General features: G+C 60.0%; 21 protein-coding genes. 10 read left to right on the top strand and 11 right to left on the bottom strand.

The window, feature by feature from the left end:
• Positions 1-57: 57 nt before the first annotated feature.
• The gene (locus tag KW825_RS16340; RefSeq protein WP_218329810.1) at positions 58-264 is read right to left on the bottom strand and encodes a hypothetical protein; all 207 of its coding nucleotides are present in this window, start codon (positions 262-264) and stop codon (positions 58-60) included.
• Between the two features lie 180 nt (positions 265-444).
• On the opposite strand from KW825_RS16340, the gene KW825_RS16335 reads away from it, so the two are divergent.
• The 8 genes from KW825_RS16335 (at position 445) to KW825_RS16300 (ending at position 5,481) form a co-directional block, all read left to right on the top strand.
• A complete protein-coding gene (locus tag KW825_RS16335; protein ID WP_218329809.1) occupies positions 445-807 on the top strand; it encodes a DUF2061 domain-containing protein in 363 nt (120 codons plus the stop codon).
• Positions 808-1,051: 244 nt separating this feature from the next.
• Positions 1,052-1,234: a hypothetical protein gene (locus KW825_RS16330; RefSeq protein WP_218329808.1), complete on the top strand. Its 183-nt coding sequence runs from the start codon at positions 1,052-1,054 to the stop codon at positions 1,232-1,234.
• 128 nt (positions 1,235-1,362) lie between these two features.
• On the top strand, positions 1,363-1,677 hold the full coding sequence (locus tag KW825_RS16325; RefSeq protein ID WP_218329807.1) for a 4-fold beta flower protein: 315 nt from the start codon (positions 1,363-1,365) through the stop codon (positions 1,675-1,677).
• Between the two features lie 100 nt (positions 1,678-1,777).
• Positions 1,778-2,476 (top strand): hypothetical protein, encoded by a 699-nt coding sequence (locus KW825_RS16320; protein ID WP_218329806.1) that lies wholly within the window; start codon positions 1,778-1,780, stop codon positions 2,474-2,476.
• A gap of 100 nt (positions 2,477-2,576) precedes the next feature.
• Positions 2,577-3,215: a hypothetical protein gene (locus KW825_RS16315; protein ID WP_218329805.1), complete on the top strand. Its 639-nt coding sequence runs from the start codon at positions 2,577-2,579 to the stop codon at positions 3,213-3,215.
• Between the two features lie 416 nt (positions 3,216-3,631).
• A complete protein-coding gene (locus KW825_RS16310) occupies positions 3,632-4,063 on the top strand; it encodes a MerR family transcriptional regulator (RefSeq protein WP_042651750.1) in 432 nt (143 codons plus the stop codon).
• 56 nt (positions 4,064-4,119) lie between these two features.
• Positions 4,120-4,725, top strand: coding sequence for an NAD(P)H-dependent oxidoreductase (locus KW825_RS16305; protein ID WP_218329804.1), 606 nt, complete (start codon positions 4,120-4,122; stop codon positions 4,723-4,725).
• Between the two features lie 162 nt (positions 4,726-4,887).
• Positions 4,888-5,481: an MliC family protein gene (locus tag KW825_RS16300; RefSeq protein ID WP_218290455.1), complete on the top strand. Its 594-nt coding sequence runs from the start codon at positions 4,888-4,890 to the stop codon at positions 5,479-5,481.
• A gap of 57 nt (positions 5,482-5,538) precedes the next feature.
• On the opposite strand, the gene putP is transcribed toward KW825_RS16300, so the two are convergent.
• From putP to KW825_RS16260, 8 genes are all read right to left on the bottom strand, one after another.
• The gene (gene putP, locus KW825_RS16295; protein ID WP_218329803.1) at positions 5,539-7,056 is read right to left on the bottom strand and encodes a sodium/proline symporter PutP; all 1,518 of its coding nucleotides are present in this window, start codon (positions 7,054-7,056) and stop codon (positions 5,539-5,541) included.
• Between the two features lie 273 nt (positions 7,057-7,329).
• Positions 7,330-8,256: a L,D-transpeptidase family protein gene (locus KW825_RS16290; protein ID WP_218329802.1), complete on the bottom strand. Its 927-nt coding sequence runs from the start codon at positions 8,254-8,256 to the stop codon at positions 7,330-7,332.
• Positions 8,257-8,427: 171 nt separating this feature from the next.
• Positions 8,428-9,684: a mechanosensitive ion channel family protein gene (locus tag KW825_RS16285; protein ID WP_218329801.1), complete on the bottom strand. Its 1,257-nt coding sequence runs from the start codon at positions 9,682-9,684 to the stop codon at positions 8,428-8,430.
• A 133-nt stretch (positions 9,685-9,817) separates the two neighbouring features.
• Positions 9,818-11,017: an acetate kinase gene (locus KW825_RS16280; RefSeq protein WP_218329800.1), complete on the bottom strand. Its 1,200-nt coding sequence runs from the start codon at positions 11,015-11,017 to the stop codon at positions 9,818-9,820.
• A 233-nt stretch (positions 11,018-11,250) separates the two neighbouring features.
• The gene (locus KW825_RS16275; protein WP_218329799.1) at positions 11,251-11,721 is read right to left on the bottom strand and encodes a YhcH/YjgK/YiaL family protein; all 471 of its coding nucleotides are present in this window, start codon (positions 11,719-11,721) and stop codon (positions 11,251-11,253) included.
• Between the two features lie 299 nt (positions 11,722-12,020).
• Positions 12,021-13,127: a 1-acyl-sn-glycerol-3-phosphate acyltransferase gene (locus tag KW825_RS16270; RefSeq protein ID WP_042651643.1), complete on the bottom strand. Its 1,107-nt coding sequence runs from the start codon at positions 13,125-13,127 to the stop codon at positions 12,021-12,023.
• Between the two features lie 227 nt (positions 13,128-13,354).
• Positions 13,355-13,906, bottom strand: a complete 552-nt coding sequence (locus KW825_RS16265) for a GNAT family N-acetyltransferase (protein ID WP_042651642.1) — start codon at positions 13,904-13,906, stop codon at positions 13,355-13,357.
• Positions 13,906-14,460, bottom strand: coding sequence for a GNAT family N-acetyltransferase (locus KW825_RS16260; protein WP_218329798.1), 555 nt, complete (start codon positions 14,458-14,460; stop codon positions 13,906-13,908). Before KW825_RS16260 ends, KW825_RS16265 begins: the two co-directional genes overlap by 1 nt.
• A 348-nt stretch (positions 14,461-14,808) precedes the next feature.
• Here KW825_RS16260 and KW825_RS16255 point away from each other — a divergent pair, with 348 nt between their 5' ends.
• Positions 14,809-16,578, top strand: coding sequence for a M4 family metallopeptidase (locus KW825_RS16255; protein WP_218329797.1), 1,770 nt, complete (start codon positions 14,809-14,811; stop codon positions 16,576-16,578).
• Between the two features lie 52 nt (positions 16,579-16,630).
• On the opposite strand, the gene KW825_RS16250 is transcribed toward KW825_RS16255, so the two are convergent.
• Positions 16,631-17,530: a LysR family transcriptional regulator gene (locus tag KW825_RS16250; RefSeq protein WP_218290446.1), complete on the bottom strand. Its 900-nt coding sequence runs from the start codon at positions 17,528-17,530 to the stop codon at positions 16,631-16,633.
• 208 nt (positions 17,531-17,738) lie between these two features.
• Between KW825_RS16250 and mdtH the strand changes: the two genes are divergently transcribed.
• The gene (gene mdtH / locus KW825_RS16245; RefSeq protein WP_218290807.1) at positions 17,739-18,932 is read left to right on the top strand and encodes a multidrug efflux MFS transporter MdtH; all 1,194 of its coding nucleotides are present in this window, start codon (positions 17,739-17,741) and stop codon (positions 18,930-18,932) included.
• Between the two features lie 225 nt (positions 18,933-19,157).
• Here the strand turns inward: mdtH and KW825_RS16240 are convergent.
• A partial coding sequence (locus tag KW825_RS16240) for a VCBS domain-containing protein (protein ID WP_218329796.1) occupies positions 19,158-24,190 on the bottom strand: 5,033 nt, incomplete at its 5' end.

Here is a 24,190-nt window from a genome sequence, read left to right as displayed (position 1 = left end):
ATGGGGCTTTTTGTATTGGTGCGGCGGCCTGTGCTTGTGCGACAACCGGTGCAGCCCTTATGCGCGGGCGGGCAGATCCCGCCGCAGCGCCAATATCAGCAAGGCCAATATGGCAAATGGCGGGAACAGACAAAGCAGCACGCACAGGAAGGTGATCAGCACGGGATGCTGGCTCTTGCGGCGCGCCAGCCGCCAGGCCACGACACCGACGATGATCACCAACAGCAAGATGAACTGCCCAAGCAGGGTGGCATTGAGGGTCATGAAAGCTCCTTTTTCATGGCAAAGGCACACTCTATCGCCACCGTGCCCCCAGACAAGTCCCCAATCTGGTGGTTTCGACCTCGGTCGATAGGCTTTTTCTATCCAGCCGATAGATGAGAATAGTTTTCATTTGATGTCATTCCGGGTGATACTGCACTCATCGCCAGAGGAGACACCATCATGAAAAAGACCATCAGCTTTGCCGTTCTGCACTTCAGTGTCGCCTTCACAGTGGCTTACCTGCTGACCGGTGAACTGCTCACCGCCAGCCTGATCGCCCTGATAGAGCCCGCCGTCAACACCGTCGCCTTCTACTTCCACGACCTTGGCTGGCACAAGCTCAAGCCCGACCACAGCCTGAATGCCAAGACCAGCAGCTTCGCATTGGTGCACTTCTCGGTGGCCTTCGCCGTCGCCTTCCTGCTGAGCGGCGAGCTGCTGACCGGTGGCGTGATGGCGCTGATAGAGCCCGCCATCAACACCGTCGTCTTCTTCTTCCACGAGCGGCTGTGGCGCGCCCGCCAGCAACTGGCACTGGCATAAGGGAGGGCGACCAGCCCTTCCCCTTCACGAGCGGCTATAGCAGCCGCCAAACCCTGCTGCTGGCCTAAAGGAGGCCGGCACAACCGGCCCCATGAGGGGCTCAGAGCTCGACTACGCCGACACTCCCCTTGCCATAGCGACTCATTATTTGATCCCGCCCGAAAATCCATCACCCTGCCCTTCCCCTCCGCGCCACCCTCGCTAACATACCCGAATGGCAATACATGCCTCGTTGGAGTCACCCATGAGCCCTGCCAACCACGTTCCTTTGGTCAAAAATAGCAATCTGGAAGCTGAAATCCAGTGCGGTAGCCATGCCGGCGTTTGCCATGGCCAACGTCACACTGCTTTTCTATGCAGTCGAAATGGTTGTGCAAAAAAAGAAGAGCTCAAGCAAATACAGTCCGCTTCAGATGTCGGCAGGTAAATCATTGATTTAAAATATTATTTACAACACCATGAATCAAGGTGAAGAGGAGTTAGATAGAAGGCGGTATTAATGTGTGAGTATTGCCTTCTATCTAATCACTGTTAGGGTCCAAAGGAGTTTACCCAATGTCTACCCAATTCCTTTTTAACTCCAGAGGCGAGTGGATCGCCTTTCGTATTGAACAGTTTGTATACAACAAAGAAGCTAAGTGGATAGGTTGGCTTCCATGGGATGATTATGATGTTGTTACAGAAAAAGGCGAATACCTTGGAACCATCCATGATGGTGACCGGCTTTACAAAATAAGCTGTCATCCCTACCGAGGGTATCCAGGCTACCCCGGATATCCTGGCTACCCCGGTTATCCGGGCTATCCAGGTTTTGCTGGATATTCTCCGCTCCCGTTTGGCACCACAGATGTCAACATTCCCTCCAAATAATGTGTCCACCCTAACTTGTGGTTCAAATCGTTCGCTTCGCTTTCTGGGACGGGCTAAAGCCAGCCCCTTAACCAAACGTTAGCTGTACAAGGAGGTTTCATTGGCAGATTACATAAACAAGAATATTCTAAGCCAAGCTTATATTCACATTGAATCAGAAGTTGCTAAAAATGAGCAGCAACTTGAAGAGTTCAAGCAACTGATCACTGAGTTTGCTAGAAGTCGTGTGGATTTCTTTTTATCTCCAGATGCACCTATAGAAGTCGATTTTGAAGAAGGCTCCCTAATAGCCAGAATTACGGTTTTAGGCACTATAGGACTATTATTCCAAGGTGTTACTAATTACAAGGACTTTAGAGAAGGGATTCAACTAATTTATAGTGATGCTAAACGCGTTACAGATTATATAATATCAGAAGGTGTTTTTTCCGCAGGTTCAAGGCAACAAAATGTCATTAGACTTGAAGCACGAGTAGGTATTATTGGTTCGATTCAGAAGGTGATTAATCAACTTGAAGGAATTAAATCAGGTGCAAACGGCAGAAAGTTAGCAACTGACCTTGTTGAAAAACTAATAGAGTCAAATAAAGAAATAGAGAAGCTGATATCAAACTTGGCTGCTGAATCTGATGTAGAGCTTGTAAAGAAAGGTTTTTTGGAAATAGTCGATGAAATGCCAGAAGAACCTCAACCACCGAAGAACAAAATTAATGAAGTAGCTGCGGCGAATTCATATAGAAATCAAAAGAAAAAGCTTAGAATTAGGCTAATAAGTCCAGCTAACAAGCCAATACAGTAACGGGACTGCTAACAGCTTGCTCAGTTCGGCTTCGTTACACATTTTAGTAAGTTATTATCAGCCCCTGATTGAGGCGTTAGGCTATAGGAGAAGTTAAACATTGGAAAACGTATTTGAAAAAAACGCAATTATCTTATTAGGTGCAATGTTTGCGGCTTTGGTTGCTGGTTTCTTTGCATTCATGAATCTGATTGCTTCTAAAGAAAATAAGACATCTGAATTCAGACAAGATTGGATTAACTCATTACGTGATTCTATATCCTGTTATGTATCATCTTTAACTTATTTGTCGACCCTATATAAACATCACGCTGAAAGAACTGGTGAAAAAAAAGACAGGTTTGAAATGGCTCGCGATGTTGAGGAAATCTACTCTAAAGTAAATGAATCATATAATGACATCATTTTTAGGATAAATGATAGCGAGAAGAACAAAGAAGGTAAGCAACTTAACGATACCTTTTTATCCGCTTTGAAAAAAACTAGGGATCATTACAATAAAAACGAATTATCAGAAGCTCGAACTGCCTGTGACGACGTAAGGAACACGGCAAAACCACTGTTGAAATTTGAGTGGAAGCGAGTAAAAAACGGGGAGTTGAATTATAGAATCTCTAAATACTTTTCAATTTTTGTTCTTCTCATTGGTGTGGTTTCGGCATCAGCAAATGCCTACATAATATGGAATGAAAATTCTATGAACCATCCAATGCAAGCAGAAGCCCATAGGTTCAAATAGCGAAACGTATTCTGACACTCACATATAACCCAGCCACGATATAAACCAGGTTCGGGAAATCTCCTTGGGGTGCCCTTTCGGCCCCCTGATGGCCCAGTCTGGCGTTCCAGAGCCACTATAAGCTGAATTTATTGGTTTTCCGATAATGACACAATATTTGCTTATAGCTGCGATCACCTGTCCATGTACGCCCGTTCTAGCCCCATCAGGGGTCAGCCCGGCCATCTCCCGCCCCGACGGGCGGGCGAACCCCCGTCGAGGGCAAGGCCCTCCCATTCGATGGGGCAACGCCACGTCCAGAGCGCGGCTGTGCAATGCACGGCGCCGATGGTGCGTCCCTCCCCCACGGGGATTCAATCCCCCCTGCCACTGGCCTATAGTGAGCCCCTACTCGAACAACCTTTGCGAGCAGCAGTATGTATATCGGCGAATTTGCCCGGCTGGCGGGCACCACACCCAAGGCAGTCCGTCTCTACGAGCAGCTCGGGCTGCTGCCCGAGCCCAGGCGGCGCGGCAAGTATCGCGTCTACCGGGCTGAGGATCTGGAGTGGGTCGGCTTTATTCGCCAGGCTCAGCAGCTCGGCTGCAAGCTGAGCGAGCTTGTCCCCTTGCTGGCAGGCCTCACCAGTCTCGCCCAGTTTCCCTGGCAGAAGGTGGAGCAGCTTATCGCGGGCAAGCTGGCCCAGATCGCGGCAGAGGTGGCAAGGCTGCAGCACCAGCACCACTCCCTGACCCAGTGCGCCGCGCTGCTGGCGCAGCACCCCTGCCGCTATGGCGCCCCCGGCCAGACCGAGCCGCTCCCACAGGCTGAGCAAGGGCTTGCAGGACGGGCGCACAAGGTGGCTTGACTCTGCCCTATGGGACAAGGGGTGTAATGGGGGCTCACTTCATCAGGAGCCACGCCATGACACCCAAGCTGCTTATCATCAACGGCAACCCCAAACCCGACAGCCTCTGCCATGCCCTGGCCCGGGAGTATGCTCGCAGCGCCGAGAAGGGCGGCGCAGAGGTCACCCTGCATCACGTGGGGGAGCTCGCCTTCGAGCCGGATCTGCACCATGGCTATGACGAGTTGCAGCCCCTCGAGCCCGATCTGCTGGCATTGCAACAGAGCCTGAAGCAGGCCCAGCATCTGGTGATCGTCGCCCCCCTCTGGTGGGGCCACCTGCCGGCCCGGCTCAAGGGGTTGCTGGACAGGGTGCTGCTCTCGGGATTCGCCTTTCGCTATCAGAAGGGCAAGGCCCTTCCCGAGCGCCTGCTCGCTGGCAAGACGGCGCGCCTGCTGCTCACCATGGACAGCCCTGCCTGGTACTACCGCTGGTGGCTGGGCTCCCCCGTCGAGCGCACCCTCGACAAGCCCGTGCTGGGGCTCTGTGGCATCAGGCTGACCCATCGCCAGCATCTGGGGCCTGTCCATACCGCCAGCGAGCGGGAGCGACAGCGCTGGCTGGGCCGGGCGGCGGCCGCGGCCCGCCATGATGCGCAGAGGCTGGTGCGGCGACTCACATAAGCAAAGGCCACGGCAGCCTGTCTGCCGTGGCCCTGATGACGGGTGTTGTCGGCAACGGGGTCCAGAGAGACGGGCAAGCTTGCCTGGGGTGAAAAAGTCCTCGGCGGCCCGGCGCCCTTGTGTTGTAGTAAGTGGGAATCCCCTCTTGCTGGAGCCTTTCCGATGAACAAGATGTTGCTTGGCACCCTCTCCCTCATGCCGCTGTTGGCCAGTGCCGCCACCCCCTCCTTCGACTGCGCCAAGGCCCACGGCACCACCGAGCAGCTTATCTGCCAGGATGCCGGGCTGGCTGCGCTGGATAACCAGCTCGCGACCCTCTATCCCAAGGCGATGAGCAACCTCTCGGCCGAACAGGCGAAGACCGAGAAGGCGATGCAGCGCGGCTGGATCAAGGGCCGCAACGAGTGCTGGAAAGACACGGATCCGCGCAAGTGCATCGACGCCAGCTATCAGACTCGCATCACCGAGCTGCAGATCAAGGGCGGCCAGTTGGTGGTGCCCTCCCCCGTGCTCTATCAATGTGGCGACAAGCTGAGGCTGACCACCTACTTCTACCAAGACGCCAAGATCCCCGCCGCCGTCATCAATCTGGACCCGGATCAGCAGGTGCTGGCGCTCGGCGTCCCCGTTGCCAGCGGTGCCCGCTACGAGGGGCAAAACCTCAGCCTCCTGACCAAGGGCAAGGACGCCACCCTGGAGCGTTACGGCGAGCCACCCCTGCAATGCCAGGCGCAGGGCAAGGCCAGCGCCGAGTAAAATACATTCATAAAAAAGCCCCGCGATGCGGGGCTTTTTTCATTCAGCGTGCTTGATTCAGCGTGCAATGACCGGCTCGCCCACCGCATCCGGCGAGGTCTGGAACTCACGCTCTGCCTCGTCGAAGCGATCCAGCATGGCCTTGGAGGGCGCCTTGTCCAGCAGGCTGAACACCAGGATCGCCAGACCGGAGAAGACGAAGCCCGGGATGATTTCATACAGCCCCAGCCAGCCGAACTGCTTCCAGACGATGACGGTCAGGGCACCGACCAGCATGCCGGCCAAGGCGCCGTTGCGGGTCATCCGCGACCAGAGCACCGAGAGCAGCACCACGGGACCGAAGGCGGCACCGAAGCCGGCCCAGGCGTAGCTCACCAGCCCCAGCACCCGGTTCTCCGGGTTCACGGCCACTGCGATGGCGATGAGCGAAATCACCAGCACCATGGCGCGACCGACCCACACCAGCTCTTTCTGGGAGGCGTTCTTGCGCAGGAACGGCTTGTAGAGATCCTCAGTGATGGCGCTGGAGCAGACCAGCAGCTGGCAGCTTAGCGTGCTCATCACCGCCGCCAGGATGGCGGAGAGCAACACACCGGCAATCCAGGGGTTGAACAGGATCTTGGAGAGCTCGATGAAGACCCGCTCCGGGTTGGCGGTGACGCCGGCAGCCTGCTCCGTGAAGGTGGAGAAGTAGGCCAGGCCGAAGAAGCCGATGGCCACGGCGCCGCCGAGGCAGAGCACCATCCAGGTCATGCTGATGCGACGGGCGCTGGCCATGGAGTGGTGGGAATCCGCCGCCATGAAGCGCGCCAGTATGTGGGGCTGGCCGAAGTAGCCCAGGCCCCAGGCCATCAGGGAGATGATGGCGATGAAGTCCAGATTCTTGAACATGTCGAGGTTGCTGGCATTCTGCGCCGCCACCTGCACCATGGCGGTGTCGATGCCGCCGACGGCGATGATGACGAACACCGGGGTCAGGATCAGGGCGAAGATCATCAGGGTGGCCTGCACCGTATCGGTCCAGCTCACCGCGAGGAAGCCGCCGAAGAAGGTGTAGGTGATGGTGGCCGCGGCGCCGACCCAAAGGGCGGTGTCATAGCTCATGCCGAAGGTGCTCTCGAACAGGCGGGCCCCCGCCACCACGCCGGAGGCGCAGTAGATGGTGAAGAACAGCAGGATCACCAGGGCGGAGAGGATGCGCAGCACCCGGCTCTTGTCCTCGAAGCGGTAGGTGAAGTAGTCCGGCAGGGTCAGGGCGTTGCGGTTCTTCTCGGTGTGAACCCGCAGCCGACCGGCCACCCAGCGCCAGTTGAAGTAGGCGCCTATGGTGAGGCCGATGGCGATCCAGCTCTCGGAGATACCGCCGATGAAGACGGCGCCCGGCAAGCCCATCAACAGCCAGCCACTCATGTCGGAGGCCCCGGCGGAGAGCGCGGTGACCCAGCTGCCCATACGGCGGCCGCCGAGAATGTAATCGTCAAAGTTGCGGGTGGCGCGATAGGCGATGAAGCCGATCAGGACCATCCCGAGGATATACACCAGGAAGGTGATAAGCATTGGGGTGCTAGCTGTCATGCAAAACTCCGTTATGTGACTCTTGTACCCGTTCTCACGACGGGCTCTTCCTTAAAAACCGGCCTAGAGTAATCAGCAGATACACTAAGCTCAACTGTTTTTAACAAATAAAAAACACAATGAAAACGTTTCACCCTTAACTAAGCAACTACTCAAGGATGAATTAGCCGAACATTCTGCCACTACAGCAACGACTTATCCTGACTGCCAGCTTGCTCTGGGCCACAAAAAAGCCCCGGCCTAGGCCGGGGCTCGATATCGATGACGGCAGGCTCAACGACTGATGGCGATGGGCATGCCGCTGCGCTGTTCCAGCGCCTGCTTGATCAGCTGGGAATCGCTGTCGGCATGGGCGATGAAGCGGGTCACCGCCGGGGTGATGGGCAGCGGGGCCGGCAGGCTGGAGTTGAACTCCTCCTGACTGCGGGACAGCGGCTGGTGCACTTCCAGATAGCGGCGGCCATCAGGCTCGACCGAGGCCTTGATCGGCTGGTTCACGAACTGCACCCGGGTACCGACCGGTACCTGCTTGAACAGGTATTCGATGTCTTCGTTGCGCAGCCGCACGCAGCCGTGGCTCACCCGCAGACCGATGCCGAACTGGGCATTGGTGCCGTGGATGGCGTACATCTTGCCGATGTAGAGCGCGAACAGCCCCATGGGGTTGTCCGGGCCGGCCGGCCAGACCGCCGGCAGGGGCTCGCCACGGGCGGCATACTCGGCGTGCATCTTGGCGGTCGGGGTCCAGGTCGGGCCCGCCTTCTTGCGCTGCACGCTGGTCACCCAGTTCTCAGGGGTATCGGTGCCGAGCTGGCCGATGCCGATGGGCAGCACTTGCACCACCTGCTTGCCCTTGGGGTAGTAGTAGAGGCGCATCTCGGCCACGTTCAGCACTATCCCCTCGCGCGGGGCATCCGGCAGGATCAGCTGATGGGGCACGATCAGCGTCTCACCGGCCTGCAGCAGCAACGGGTCCGCCTTGGGGTTGGCCTCGAGCATGTTGGTCAATCCCAGCTGGAACTTGGCCGCGACCGCTTCCAGAGGCTGGCCCGCCTCTTCTACCGGCACCACGTATTCCAGATTTTCACCCACCAGGCGGCTGTTGGCCGCAGGCAGGGCATATTCGACAGCAAGCGCAGGCGTGGCGCTCAGGACGAGGCTGCAGCACAGCATGGCCGCAGTTTTGTGGAGGAGCTTCATAACTTTCCTGTGATGAATGGGGTGATTCGAGACTCTGGGCCCGGCCGGGATAGGCGGTGCCATCCCGGGGCGAAGAGAAGGCCGCCATTTTTCTCCTCTGCGGGCAAAAATTCAACCGGCAAATGGGCTTATCCGCGCAGGATTGTCAGCCCCGCGCGCTCCCCATAGACCCTAGCTGTTGCCCGTGGCGGCGCCTTGCCAGGCACGCATGTCGTAACCTGTGGGCGATTGATGCAACCGCAGATGAAATTGCCCAATAATGGCAAATATGTGGTCGAAAATATCGGCCTGGATCCCCTCGTAGTCGGCCCAGGCGGTGGTCGCGGTGAAGCAGTAGATCTCAAGGGGTATCCCCTCGCTGGTCGGTGCCAACTGGCGCACCATCAGCGTCATGTCCTTGCGGATGCTGGGGTGGGCCCGCAAGTAGGCATCCAGATAGGCGCGCAGGGTGCCGAGGTTGGTGAGGTGGCGACCGTTGATGGGGCAGCTGATCGCATCGCTGAGCTGCTGGTTGTAGCTGCTCAGCTCCTGCTGCTTGCGGCTGAGGTAGGGCGCCAGCAATTTGGCCTGCTTGAGTGTCAGCTGCTCGTCTGCGGTCAGGAAGCGCACGCTGGTCATGTCGATGTTGACGCTGCGCTTGATGCGGCGGCCGCCGGACTCCGTCATCCCCTGCCAGTTCTTGAACGAATCCGAGATCAGCGCATAGGTGGGGATGGTGGTGATGGTCTTGTCCCAGTTCGACACCTTGACCGTGGTGAGACCTATGTCGATCACCTCACCGTCGGCGCCGTACTTGTCCATCTGCAGCCAGTCACCGACGCTCAGCATGCGGTTGGCCGAGAGCTGGATCCCCGCCACCAAGCCGAGGATGGGGTCCTTGAACACCAACATCAGCACCGCGGTCATGGCCCCCAGGCCGCTGAACAGGAACAGCGGTGACTTGCCGAGCAGCAGGGCGATCATCAGGATGCCGACCAGGATGCTGCCTACCAGCTTGACCCCCTGGAAGATGCCGCGCAGGGGCAGATCCCGTCCCAGCCGGGTGTAGCGGCTCAGGGACAACATGCAGTCGAGCAGGGCAAACAGGGAGAGCAGCAGGAACAGCAGGATCCAGAGCTGGGCCAGCATCTCGATCAGTTGCAGGCTGTCCGAGGCCTTGGGCAGCCAGATCTCGGCCTGACCGAGCAGCACGGCCCCCTGCAGCACCAGGGCGAGCCGGTAGAACAGCCGCTGTTGCAGCTGGGGTGGCAGCCACATCTGCTTGGTCTTGCCGAGCAGTCCCACCAGGCGCACCAGCAGGATGCGGTGCAGCACCAGGTGCAGCAGCAGCGAGGTGAGGACGATGAAGCCCAGGGCGATCACCAGAGCCATCAGGCTGCTGACCTCGACCCCCATGCCGGTTAACCAGTGAAAAAATGTCTCCTTCATCCCTATCTCCGCTACGTGAAACTGCCGTCAGGGTACGTATCTGCCACCTCATGTCAAATGACAAGCCGCTCAATCGGCGCCAGAAACGACAACGCCCGGCACGGGCCGGGCGTTGATTCAGCGCGAGGGGGCCTTAGCCGACCAGGCTCAGGGCATCGCGGGCGATGACCAGCTCTTCGTTGGTGGGCATCACCAGCGCCAGGCGGCTGTCGGCGGTGGTGATGGGACCCTCACCGCCCAGCACGGCGGCGTTGTTGGCGTCCTTGTCGACCTTGAAGCCGAACAGCGCCAGCCGCTCCAGCACCATCTCGCGCACCATGGCGGCGTTCTCACCTATGCCACCGGTGAACACCAGGGCGTCGAGGCGACCGTCCATGGCGGCGGCATAGGCGCCGACGTACTTGGCCACCCGGTAGGTGAAGACATCCAGCGCCCGCTTGGCACCGGCGTCGGTGGCATAGTTGGTGGTGACATAGCGGCAGTCGCTGCTCACCTCGGTCAGGCCCAGCAGGCCGGACTCGCGGGTGAGGCAGTGGTTGATCTGATCCACGCTGTAACCGAGCTGGTCGTGCATGAAGAAGACCACGGCAGGATCGATGTCGCCACTGCGGGTGCCCATCGCCAGCCCTTCCAGCGGGGTCAGCCCCATGGAGGTGTCGACGGACTCACCGTTACGGATGGCACAGACGGAGGCGCCGTTGCCCAGGTGGCAGTTGATCAGGTTCAACTCGCCGAGCGGCTTGCCCAGCGCCTTGGCGGTCTCTTCAGCGATGAAGCGGTGGGAGGTGCCGTGGGCGCCGTAGCGACGGATGGCATGCTCCTCATAGAGCTTGTACGGCAGCGCGTAGAGATAGGCCTCTTGCGGCAGGGTCTGGTGGAAGGCGGTGTCGAACACGGCCACGTTCTTCTCGGCCAGGGCCGGGAAGACCTTGAGCGCGGCACGGATGCCGATGAGGTGAGCCGGGTTGTGCAGCGGCGCGAACGGGATGGCGGCCTCGATACCAGCGATCACGCCGTCATCGATGCGCACTGAGCGGGAGAACTGCTCGCCACCGTGTACGATGCGGTGACCTATGGCCACCAACTGCTCGGAGAGGGTAGGATCCAGGGGCAGGATCTGGGTCACGATATGGTCGAGGGCGGCCTGGTGAGCGGCGCCCGCTCCCAGCATGGCTTCACCCTTGACCCCATGGAGTTTCCATTTGATACGTGCATCATCCAGATTGAAACATTCGGCCAGGCCGGACAGCATGTCCTCACCTGTTTCAGCGTCCATTACGGCAAATTTCAGGGAAGAGCTACCGCAGTTAAGGATCAATACCAACTTGCTCATGTTCTACATCTTCCTGTGCTTCGGCTTTACGCCGACAGTGTCGTGTCATCCAACATGGATGGGATTCCCCTGCCGGGGGCTTTATGGTCGCAGAAGGGTGCGCCCAATTTTTCAATGCAGTGAGTGCCGGCTACAGGCTCTGGCGCACTCATCGAGTCTTCAATGCGGGACCAGCCACCGTTCATCCGAAACGGCCTCGTCGTGGGCGGGAGCCTAAACCCCCGCGCTGCTGACTAACATCCGGTCAGCAGATCTTTATGAACCTTGACCACCAGTTTCTTCACCGGGCTCGGGGTGGTCAGGGTACAGAGAGGGCGATGCAGTTCTCCCGGCCAGAAGATGGCAAAGTCGCCGGGCTGCAACGCCAGATAACTGGTCTGTTCGTCTGCGACGAACCAGAGATCGGGATGGGGGTGATCGGCATCGTCGTTCCGGTAGGCATGGGGCCCCACGCCGATCCACTCCGCACCATGCAACAGCAGCTGGATATCCAGATACTGCTCATGAAACTCGCCGCGACGGGCCGCAACCGGCTCGGTCGGCTCCTCGCTCACCAGACAGAACAGCCGCAGGCCATCGATCTCGCGCTTGCCGAGCGGGGCATCCCGCCAGTGCGCCACATCTTTCACCACCTCGGCCATGATGCGAGCCAGCGGGGCGGGCAAGGGGGTGCGTTGCAAGGTATCCAGACTGCCGGTGATCATGAGATGCGCATCCTTAGGTGTATCCGTGGTCTATCTTTGTCTACCAATGAAAAAGGACCCGTTAAAGGTCCTTGTCTAGCGCCGTCTGCCATCCATGCAGACCGAGAAGAGTATGAGTCATCTCGTTGACGTTGGGTCACTGTTGCACAGTCGCCCGCTCCTTGCCAAGAGATACCCGCTCATTCACCAGATGATCGTACCAGCTGAAACAATATTATTCACTAGTCGATTGCCGCCAACTTTGACCAGACGCAAAAACGGGAGCATCAGCTCCCGTTTTTTCGCACCTTAGGTGTCATTCAAACCTTGTTGGCGTTCTCAACCGGCTTCGCATACATGGCACGCCAGAGGGCCTTGTGCTCTTCTGGCACCTCCGACTGGCGGGTCAGGAAGGCTGTCTGCTCTATGGTGCTGGCCTTGCCGGGCACATCGGCGGCCAGATAGTTGCCCGGGAAGAGACGGTAACTGCTCCAGATGGCCTTGTCGATCAGCGCCGCCAGCTCGTCCGGATCGCTGAAGCCCTCGGTGATGGGGGCGCCGAAGGATACATGTACCCGCCCCTTCTGGCCGACGATGCCGGCGACTATGCTCTCGATATCCTCGAACTCGCCCTTCTCGTAGCTGCCGTTGACCGACTTCTCGTACAGCTCGCGCGCCTTGGCCTTGTCGGTGGGATCCACCTCGTAGCTGATGCTGACCGGCACTATGTTGAGGCTGCGCATGTAGTCGACGAAGTCCAGCTTCTGCTTCTTGCCGTCCACGTAGAACATCTTGAGGATGGCCGGATCCGTCTTGTCGTCGCCGTTCTTGGCGCGCCCTTCCTTCTGAGCGATCCAGATGGAGTGGCCTTCGTGCACCGACTGGCCGATGTAGGCCGACAGCTCGCCGAGGGCCTTCATCATCTCCCGTGGCCCCTTGGCGGAGCGCTTGACGATGAAGCTCTTGTTGAGCTTCATCAGCTCGGTGGCGCAGGGTTTGCGCAGCAGGTTGTCACCGATGGCGATGCGCACGGTGTCAAAACCGTGGGTGTGCAGCCCCCAGTTGACGAACGCCGGATCCATGGCGATGTCCCTGTGGTTGGAGACAAACAGATAGCCCTGCTCCTTTTTCAGGTGCTCGAGACCGGAGAAGGTCACGCCTTGGGTGGAGGTGGCGATCATGCGGGCCATGTAGCGGGTGACCCCCAACTGTACCTGACGAACCGTGGTGACCTTGGCCCACTTGTGGCGCAGGAACTGGCGGATCAGCGGGCGAATGGCCCAACCCAACCAGCTCATCAGGGAGCCGAAACGGTACTTGGCGATGGCGCCGATAAACTCATCATCCTGGATCAGCCGCTCGATGGCAGCCGGCACTTCATCATCGCGATAGGGGCGAATATCCGCGAATCTATCTACTTCTGTCACAATGTCAGCCTTGCAAGTATGGAGTCGCGGCCAGCTGCTGCTGACCGGGAAAATTCAGGGCGCAATTTTACACGCTTTTATGGTCAGGGGTATGAGATGCGCACAGATAGTGCCGGCTTATCGTGAAAAAGCCGTCGCAATCACATCTGGTACGACCAATTGGAACCACTGCGCGGGTTGATTGACCGACATATGGCTGACCATGGTAATGCCGGCCACACACCAGTCTATCCCGCCGGGTTGATCAGCGCGGTGAGGACATGATCCTCCCAGCGGCCATTGATCATCAGGTAATCCCGGGCGTACCCCTCCCGCTCGAAGCCGAGACGCTCGAGCAGGGCACCGCTGCGCCGGTTGGCGGGCATGTAGCTGGCCATGATGCGGTGCAGGCCGTGCTCCCGAAACAGATGGTCGATGGCGGCGGTCAGCACCTCCTGCATCAACCCCTGCCCCTGGTGCTCCTCATCGACGGCGTAACCGAGGTGACAGGCCTTGAACATGCCCATCAGGATGTGAGTGAAGTTGCAGGTGGCGAGCACCCGCTCCCCCCGGGGATCGAGCGCCACCAGTTGCACGGCGCTGCCGTCGAAAAACTGGCCGTAGCCGTCACGCAGGCGGCCGTGCCAATGGCTCAGGGTATAGAAATCCTCGTCGCGCCTTGGCTCCCAGGCCATCAGGTGCGCCCGGTTGCGCTGGTAAAAATCCAGCATCAGGGAGGCCCGCTCCGGGGGCAGTATGGTCAGCTGGCTGCGGGGGGTGACGATATGCGGCAGCACCATCAATGGTCCCTCTGCATGAGCCAGTCGTCGCGCAGCAGGCCGTAGCGGACGTGGTCCACCACCCGATCCGCCAGCCGCTCCGCCCGCCGGGTGATCCCCTCCTGCTGCATGCCGAGCCGCTCACAGACAGCCCGGCTCGGTTCGTTCTCCTGCGCGGCGCTGATCTCCACCTTCTCCATCCCCATCTCCTCGAAGGCGTGATGGATCAAGGCCTGACAGGCCCGGGTGATGATGCCGTTGCCCTGCCAGCGCTCGGCCAGCCAGTAGCCGATGGTAACCTTGGCCAGCGCCTGATCGATCTGGTTGTAGCCGATGACGCCGACCACCTCCCCCTGATACTCGATGGCGGTGGTCAACCCCTCGCCGCGCGCGAACTTCTCGATGGCGTGGCGGATGAAGGTGGCGCTGTCTGCCGGCTGCTGGATAAGCGGCGGCCAGGGCAGCCACTGGGTCAGGTAGTCGCGATTGCGTTGGCACAGACCAAAGAGTTCGCTGGCCATGTCGGGCTGCAGGAACAAGAGCGCCAGTTCGTCATCCAGTTGCCATGAAAACATCCATCCTCCTCCGATGATGACCGTCAGAGGGTCATCCGTGAGCCACTGTAGTCAATCAAGCCATTGTCTGCCAAGGGCTTTCTACACCTTGCACCGACAGGCAACCCCCATATGGACGGGCCCGCTTGGGCCGCCATTTCGCAGGATCCGCATTCACCTCTTTCTTTGGCATAACGCGCCAGCATCCCGTCATTACACGGGATGGAATGGACGCAGCAGTCGATCCTGCTATCCCTTTCTGCTGATCTGTCACATATGACAGGCAGTTATTTCAGACCGGCGCACTAGTGTAGGAACGCCGGGCAACGGACCCGGCGTGCAATCTTCATCGACTTAAGGAAAGACGAGATGAACAAAGTCTATTTGGCCGTGGTACTGGCCTGCTGGGGAAGCGCCGCCTTGGCGGCACAACAGGTGGAAGTGAGTCAGGCTGCGGGCCTTCAGGGGGCACCGAGTGGTGCCGCCGGAGTGAGCGCGCTGGCGGGGGATGGCGAGTTTCGTCAGGTCAGGGTAGTCAAGCTACCCAACGGCCAGCAGCGGGTGCGCTATGAGCAGACCTGGCACGGCATCCCGGTCTGGGGCCAGAGCTTGGTAGCCGAGCAGTCCCTCGGCGGCCAGGTAAGCCAGGTCTCCGGCCAGATCCTGCGCCAGATCGATGCCGACCTGAGCAGCCCCGCCGCCGCCCTCTCCCCCGCCGATGCCGCCCTCAAGGCGCGTGCCGGTGCCAAGGGCAGCAACGAGCGGGTCAAGCTGTTCGTGATGCAGGACGAGGCCGGTCAGGCCCGCCTGGTCTACCTGGTCTCCTGGCTGGCGGCGAGCGAACAGCCGAGCCGTCCCTTCGTGGTGGTCGATGCCCAGAGCGGCGCCGAGCTCAAGCGCTGGGAGGGGATCAACCACAAGGACGCCACCGGCCCGGGCGGCAACCTCAAGACCGGCAAATATTTCTACGGCGCGGATTTTGGCCCCCTGCTGGTGGATGACAGCTGCCGCATGAGCAGCCCGAACGTGGACACCATCAACCTCAACCACGCGACCTCCGGCGGCAGCGTGCACCAGTTCACCTGCCCGGAGAACACGGTCAAGGAGATCAACGGCGCCTACTCACCGCTCAACGACGCCCACTACTTCGGCAACGTGGTGTTCGACATGTACCGCAACTGGTACAACACGGCGCCACTCAGCTTCAAGCTGAAGATGCGGGTGCACTACAGCCGCAACTACGAGAACGCCTTCTGGGACGGCAGCCAGATGACCTTCGGCGACGGTGCCACCACCTTCTACCCGCTGGTGAGCCTGGATGTGGCCGCCCACGAGGTGAGCCACGGCTTCACCGAGCAGAACTCGGGGTTGGTCTACTCCGGTCAGTCCGGCGGCATCAACGAGGCCTTCTCCGACATGGCGGGGGAAGCGGCCGAGAACTACATGAAGGGCAGCAACGACTGGCTGGTGGGGGCCCAGATCTTCAAGGGCAACGGCTCGCTGCGCTACTTCGAGGATCCGACCCGGGATGGCAGCTCCATCGGCCATGCCAGCGATTACTATGACGGCATCGACGTGCACCACAGCTCAGGGGTCTACAACCGCGCCTTCTACCTGCTGGCCAATAGCAATGGCTGGAACACCCGCAAGGCATTCGAGGTGTTCGTGCTGGCCAACCGCCTCTACTGGGGCGCCAACACCACCTACGATCAGGGTGCCTGTGGCGTGACCAAGGCGGCCACCGATCTGGGCTACAGCCTGACCGACGTGGCCACCGCCTTCAGCGCGGTCGGCGTCAACGCGAGCTGTGGCACCACACCGCCGCCGACCGGCAGCGTGCTGCAAAACGGTGTACCGGTGACCGGGCTGGCCGCCGCCAAGGGGGGCAAGCTGAGCTACACCATCGAGATTCCGGCCGGCAAGAGCCAGCTGGTGGTCGCCAGCAGCGGCGGCAGCGGGGATGCGGATCTCTACGTGAAGTTCGGCTCGGCGCCGACCGGCAGCAGCTATGACTGCCGTCCCTACAAGAGCGGCAACGCCGAGACCTGCACCCTGAATTCGCCCAAGGCGGGCACCTGGCATGTGCAGCTCAGTGCCTTCAGTGCCTTCTCCGGAGTGAGTCTCAAGGCCAGCTATTGATGAGCCGTTGAATCTTCATCAGCCCTGAGCGCCGGACATGTCCGGCGCTTTTTTATGCGGACTTGCCCGACCAGCGCCGGGCCAGGGTGCGGGCGGCCTCCAGTACCCGCTCCTTCTCCCGGTTCGGCCGCTTGCCGCTGCGCCAGGCCATCATCACGTCCCAGTGATCCGGCGGCAGATCCACCACATCCAGCCGCACCAGGCGACCAAACTCCAGATCCCGGCTGATGGCGAGCGCCGGCATCAGGGTGATGAAGCCGTGCTCCAGCGCCAGCTCCCGCGCCGCACTGGCGGGCTGGATGGCGTGCAGCGGGCTCGCCACCTGGCGCAGCAATCGCAACTGCAGGATCAGCTCGTCACAACCTGTGCCCCACTGCTGAGGGGCCAGCCGTTCGTTGGCGATGTCCTGCAGGGTCAGCCCCTGGCGTCCCGCCAGCGGGTGGGTGGCACAGGCCACGGCGATGATGGGGGAGCGATAGAGCAGCTCGAGCTGGATGCCCGCGATGGCGGGGCACTTGAGGATGAAGCCGACGTCGGTCTCGCCGGTCAGCAGCTGCTGCATGATGATGCCGGAGTGATCCGTGTTGCAGCGGATCTCGAACGCCTCATCCACCAGGGCCAGCAGCAGCGGGCCGAACATCACAGTCGTCAGCGAGGGCAGGCAGGAGAGCCTGATCCGCGGCAGGGCCGGCGCCCCCTGCATCGCGAGGCGGCCGCTTTCCAGTGCGCTCAGGGCCGCGCTCGCGGCAGGCAAAAACTGCTCGCAGGCCGGGGTCGGGGTGGCACCACGGCGATGACGGCGAAACAGCGGCTGTCCCAGCTCCTGCTCCAGCACGGCGATCCGCTGGCTGACCATGGGTTGTGACCAGCCGCGAATGGCCGCCACCTTGCTGAAGCTGCCACGGTTGACCACATCCAGCAGTAATTGCAAATCATCGAGCGTCATAGCCATAACCAAATCCAATATGAAATATAGCCAGTTGTCGGCTACCACTATATCTGGCCCCCTCCCAGAATAGCAGTATCAATTGTCATGATATGGCAGATCGCCAGCGAGTCAGGGACTTACCTCCGTCCTTGGCTCTGTTTGGTGACGGCGCCATTCAGGCAGTGAACACACATCCAATAATGTTATCGATGCAAGCTGGGGTTTGAGTGTCATGGTAGAGCGGGCGAGGCGGTTGGGGCGGTGGTTCTTGGCATTGGATTCCCTCTTGGTGATCCTGGGATTTTTCGTGGTGATGCCCATGATCAGCCTGCGGTTTGTGGATCAGCTTGGCTGGGCGGCCGGGTTGGTCGGGCTGGCGCTGGGGCTGCGTCAGCTGACCCAGCAGGGGCTCGGCGTGCTGGGGGGCTCCCTCGCCGACAAGTTCGGCGCCCGCCCGCTCATCGTCGGCGGCATGCTGCTGCGGGCGGCCGGTTTTGCCAGCCTGGCCTATGCCCAGAGCGGGCTGGATCTCATCCTCTCCTGCATCCTCTCCGGGCTCGGTGGCTGCCTGTTCGATCCGCCCCGCGCCGCCCTGGTGATCAAGTTCACCCGTCCGCACGAACGGGGTCGCTACATCTCGCTGCTGATGATGCTGGAGAGCGCCGGCGCCGTGGCCGGGGCCCTGCTCGGCAGCTGGCTGCTCAACTTCGATTTTGAATATGTCTGCCTGCTGGGAGCCGGCCTGTTTGTCTGCGCGGCGCTGTGCAACTTATTGATCCTGCCCCCCTACAAGCTCTCCCAGCGGCCGACCCCGATCCGGGCCGGTCTCGGTCAGGTGCTGGCGGACAAGGCATTCTGCCGGCTGGTGCTGATCCTGAGCGGCTACTACGCGCTCTGGGTGCAGGTGATGCTGATCTTCCCCATCCTGGTCAAACAGATGGCGGGCAGCACCACGGCGGTCGGCTGGATGTATACCCTGGAGACCGCCATCTCCCTGGCCCTGCTCTACCCCCTTGCCCGTTACGGCGAGCGCCACTTCAAGCTGGAGAGCCGGCTGATGGCGGGGGTGCTGCTGATGACCGCCGGCATCGGGCTGGTGGCCTTTGCCACCACCCTGCCCGCCGTCTTCATGCTGCTGGCCTGCTTCTACCTCGGCATCGTCATCGCCGAGCCGGCCCGGGAGACGCTCATGACCAAGTTGGCGCAACCCGGCGCCCGCGGCAGCTACATGGGATTCAGCCGGCTGGGGCTCGCCCTCGGCGGCATGACCGGCTATGTCGGCGGCGGTGCCCTGCACGACTACGCCAATGCCCAGGGCCAACCCTGGCTGCCCTGGCTGGTGCTGGGTACCGTCGGGATCACCACTTTCCTGCTGTTGGTGAACTGCTTCCAGCGTGACTCTCGCCTGGCCCACGTCAATGCCTGAGCGGCTCCCCGGATAAAACACTCCCGGTCCTGACCCCCAAGGCGCCGGCTCCTCTGAGCCGGCGCCTTGTTTTTATCCCGCAATACGACGACAGAGACGAGCCACTCGCCTCCCCACTCTCTCCCTGTTTAGTGAATGCCTCATGGGCTGACCGAATTGCACCCATAAAAGAAGCGGCAGATTGCTCTGCCGCTTCTTAGCGCTACAAGATATCCCAGACAGGCGTTAGTGCTTGTCGATCTCCAGCAGATGGTTGCTCAGCATGTAGTCGATGACTTGCCCGGAGGTGGAAGCAGAGCCACCGGTCAGGCTGTCGAAGGTATGGTTCGTCAGCACTATCTCCTGGGTGACCGGGGCAGTGCTGCTCTCTTTGACCTGCAGATGCACCCCTTCGTTGTCCTGGAAGACCGAGAGCAGGCCCTTCAGTGAGCTCTCCGTCTTGCTGCCATCGTGGTCCAGCAGATCGCTCAGATCCAGCTTGTCCCCCTCCGCCTTGGAGAAGTCGACGACGTAATCCTTGGCTACCGTGCCTGCCGTGGTGTCGCCCTGCATCCAGCTGAAGGTATCGGCACCCGCATCCCCCTTCAGGATGTCGTTGCCAAGTCCCCCGGTCAGGATGTCGTTGCCCAGACCGCCGCTGAGGTTGTCGTCGCCGACGCCACCGTACAGAGTGTCGTTGCCGCTGCCACCTGAGAGATAGTCATTGCCCAGACCGCCAAACAAGGTATCGTCACCGGCCCCACCGAACAGGATGTCATTGCCGGCCCCACCGTCCAGAATGTCGTTGCCACCCTGACCGAACAGGATGTCGTTGCCATCCCCCCCGATCAGCATATCCGCCTTGTCATTGCTGGAGGATTGATCAAATTCGGCGGCATGACCCTGGATGTAACTGTGTACGTCGGCATCCAGCACATCCGTGCGGCCAAGCTGACCCGCCACATAGCTCTTGATGGCCTCATAGCCTTCCCCCTGGATCCCGGCGAAGTGCACCGCATCACCGAACAGGATATCGTCGCCAGCCCCGCCATCGAACTTGTCGGCCCCTGGCAGGTTGTTGATGGAGGTGCCCAGGATGGCATTGGCCAAATCGTTGGCCGACACGTTGGACTGCACAATCTGGTCGCTATCGAACTGTTTCAGGGTAGCGATAGAGACATTGCTGCCAATACCGATGGCCTGCAAGATCACGTTATTGGCCGCCAGCAGTGGCAACACGGCCAGCGCATTCTGCAATGCCCAATAATTGTCGTTGTAAGAAGTGGAGATCTCGAAGGTACCATCACCCTGGGCACGCAGAGTACCGATAGGAGTGGAGCTCCATTTGCCATTGCCATGATTGCCGTTGCTGCTGTATGACCATTGGTAGACTTTGCCGCTCGCATCAATCAGCAACCTGTTTTCACCGCCGATGTTGGCGTAGAAGGCCTCTCCCTTAACGTAATTGTTGACGTTGACGAACGCATCGAGCCCCTCGTTCGTCTTCGTATTGACGATCGGATTCAGTTTTTCATAATCGAAATAGGTGCTAGGTGCCCCATCGGTGATGAAATAGGTCAGATTCTTGGCGTTGGTATTGTTCTTGGCCACATCGCTGTTGAACCAGTTGGACGTGGTCTTGAGCACATCCTCATAGTTGGTCGCGCCGCCGTTCCAATAACTGCCATCCATGCTATCGATGACAGCCTGCAACTTGGTCAAGGCGTTGGGGTCTTTCAGATCCACGCTGATCGACTTGTTGGCCTGGGAATCAAAGTCCACCAGGAACAGATTGACCTTGCCCGCCCCCTCGGTACCCGCGCTGGCCTTGAGGGTAGCGAACACCTGAGTCAGCTGTAACTTCATGGTTTCCATGGCGCTGGTGCCGATACTGCCGGAGCTGTCGACCATGAAGGCGATGTTGTAGTTCTGGCCCGGCAGCACCACGCTGCCATCCAGATCGCCGACCACTATGTTGTGCTCGCTGCCATAGGTCCGGTTCTGGTCGCCCGGCTCCCCTTCGGTAGTACCGAAGTAGTTCAGGCGGATGCTGTCGTCATCGGTGGCCGTGCTGATCTGGTCGGTGCCCGCCTCCTTGGCGATGGCTTCCACCCTCAGATCGACCTGGCCGGCCTCGGCACCCGGCACCCGCAGGGTCAGCCCGCCCAGTTTCACATCGAGCGCACCCGCACTCCACAGACCGCTACCGGCAGCAAGGGTGATCTTGCCGTCGGCCCCGGCGGTGCCCAGCAGTTGGTTATTGTGATAGAGCTGGGCGCCCTGCGGCATGCCGCTCAGCACCAGGCTATCGAACACCTCGCTGCCATCGCGATCCGTGAGGGAGGCATTGATCTCAACCGGATAATCGACCACGGTCGGCGGCACCAGGGTCAACTCCCCCGTGCTCTGATCAATCCGGTAGATGCCATCGTCGAACTGCACATACTCGATGCTGTGCAGCGCCTTGGTCACCCCGGCGCCATGCTCGTTTACGCTGAAATCGAACCAGCGATCGTTGGTCGAATAACCCGTGCCCTTCTTGATCGCATAGTCGGCCCGGTTGCCCGCCAATACGGCAATGTCATTTCCGGCATCACCATAGAGGCCATCATGGCCAAGGCCCGCGACCAAAATGTCATCGCCGTCACCGCCGGTAAGGGTATCTCCCTGTGCGGAGTTACCGCCAACCAGTACGTCGTTACCCAGACCACCGGTAAAGTGATCGCCCCCCCCATTCTGGCTAACCATGTAGTCGTTACCAGCGGTGCCAACAACAGTATCTTGACCTGTTGTACTGTCCGACAGGGTCTTGGTGATCCCGAAGGCCCCCTTGTTGAAGTTGCCTGACTGGAACTGGCTGCTGGTGATCCCGGCGCTCGGGAAGCTCTGACTGTAAAGCGGTATGCCATTGCCCGTGAGGCTGATGTCGACCGTCGGCTTGTCGGCCACGGCCGTCACATCGATCACCAGCTTGCCACCATTGCTGAGGTTGGCACCGTCGCTGATCTGGAAGTCGAAGCTGGCATAGTCCCCATGCAGGTTGCCGGTATCGGCACCATGGCCATTGGCGGCGCTGGAGCTCGACTCGTTGGCCCCAGGCACGAAACGCAGGTGGCCGCTGTCGATGTCGGCATGGGAGATGAGATCCCCCGCCTTCACGGCAATCCATTGGCCGGCCGCATTGAGGTACTCCAGCTTGCCATTGAGCGGCAGCGTGCCGATCTTCACGCCGAGATCGCCGGCGGCCTGATCGTCAGTGGCGCCAAACTGGGCCCACTTCAGTACCTGCGGCTGATCTTCCGCCCCGACGCTGTGACCACCCACAGTGGTCGGTGCCCGATCGTTGTCGATGATGGTGCCGGTGCCGTTCTGGCCACCCACAGTCACCGTCAGCGTTTCGTTCGACTCGACCAGACGATCATCCACCGTCGGGATGGTCACGGTGAAGCCGGAGACCCCGGCCGGCACAGTGAGCTTGCCGGTGGCGCTGTCGTAGGTCACCCCATTGCTGAACTGGGCGCGACTCCAATCGGTGCCGGATGCCGGATGGCCGCCACTGCCATTGATGGCGAAATCATACTGGGTCGTTTCCTGAGTCTGGTCAGACAGGGTCACTGTGTGATGCAGGCTGCCCCCCTCAGTCACGCTGTCGGCCGAGACCGACTGCACAATAGGCATGAACAGCGGCTTGGTGGCGAAGGAGCCGGTGCTGGCGTCGCCATCCGCATCCACCGCCTTGAACTGGAAGTCGATATCCCCATCGCCGAACGGCTTGGACATGTTCTGATACTGGAAGAATTCCCACTTGCCGGTGGCCGGGGTGAACTCCAGACGGAATACCAGGGTGCCATCGCTGGTTTTGCCGACCAGGGTATTGGGCGACTCCATGGAGGTGGTGATCGACTGACCCGTGGCGGTGGTCAAACCGGTTTCGGACGAGCCAAGCAGCTGCAGGTGCCCCTGGCCGTCCGCACCCCACTGTGGAGCCACGGTGCCGGAGCCATAGGCGATGGCCTGTTCCGTGGTAGAGCCGAGGAACTCGATGCTCTTCACGGTGAAGTCACTGTTGTCGGAGTAGGTATTGTTACCGTTGTTGGTGGCCTTGATCACCATGGTATCGAAGCCACCCTGCTGCACCTGGAAGTTCCCGGCATAGTCGCCGCCAGCAGCGTTGGAGCTGAAGCTCTGGGTGCCGATCAACTTGCCGTCACGGTAGAACTCGACCACCCCTTTCTCCAGCTCGCCACCAAACATCTGGCTGAACTTGATATTGACGCCATAGGCGACGGTGCCCGGATCCAGCTTGACGATCAACTCTTCGGAAGCGGAAGTTCCGTTAGCAAAGTGGCGGAAATCGATCTCGTTGGCGAGATTGAGGTTCGGCGCCGCCACGCTGGAGACCCCCAGCCCAAAGTAAGTCCCATTGACATTGGCATCGATCAGGTCTGAGTTGGTCGCCGAGGTAAAGCCCTTGGCGGTGATGGTAAAGCCAGCCATATCCAGGCTCAGCTTGTTGCCGCTGTATCTGGTCAGGTCAAACAACCCGGTCAGGGGGTTGGGAATATCGGTCTTGGTCACCGCCACGGCGGCGGCATCCCCGGCGATGGGGGCATCATCCTCGACGGTGACATCCAGCTTGCCGGTGGTGGTGCCATGATCATCGGATACCCTGACGTCCAGCTGGAACGACAGCTTGTCTTCCAGGGTGACATCAGCGTGATCGAGCGGCCCCTTGAGGGTCAGATCATAAGACCAGTCCCCCTTGCCGCTGCCATTTGGCGCGGTGAGAGTGACCTCGACCACCTCTTTGTAATCGCCAGTTCCCATGGTGCCGGTATAGCCGACCAGGGTCTTGCTGCCGGCATCCCAGTTCCAGTGAACCTCGGCACCGCCGGAGGTTAGCCCTGCGGGTCCGCCCAGGGAGATATCAAGCGTGCCGCTGTCCACGTCACCGACGGACAGGGTGCCGGACATGCTGGTGCCATCCGTGGTATCCGAGTTGCCGGTCGTGTCGGCGATCCCGTTTGCCAGACCCTCTTCGGACACCACGGCCCCATTGGAAATGGCCAGGGTAGGCAGATCGTTGGTGCCATTGATGGTGACGACCACCTCGTGGCTGGTGCCATCGGCACTGTGCACGGTGAAGGTCTCCACCTTGGTCTCACCCTCTTTCAGGTACTGCACCTTGTCGTTGGCGACTTCATAGCTCCACTTGCCATCTGTGGTGATGGTCAGGCTACCCAGCACACTGCCGGTCGGGGTACCGGTACCGGCCTTGA

The sequence above is a fragment of the Aeromonas sp. sif2433 genome, from assembly GCF_019218705.1.
Classification (GTDB): Bacteria; Pseudomonadota; Gammaproteobacteria; order Enterobacterales; family Aeromonadaceae; genus Aeromonas; species Aeromonas encheleia.
Note: the sequence above shows the minus strand (reverse complement) of the source record. Positions and strands in the feature narration are given on the sequence as shown.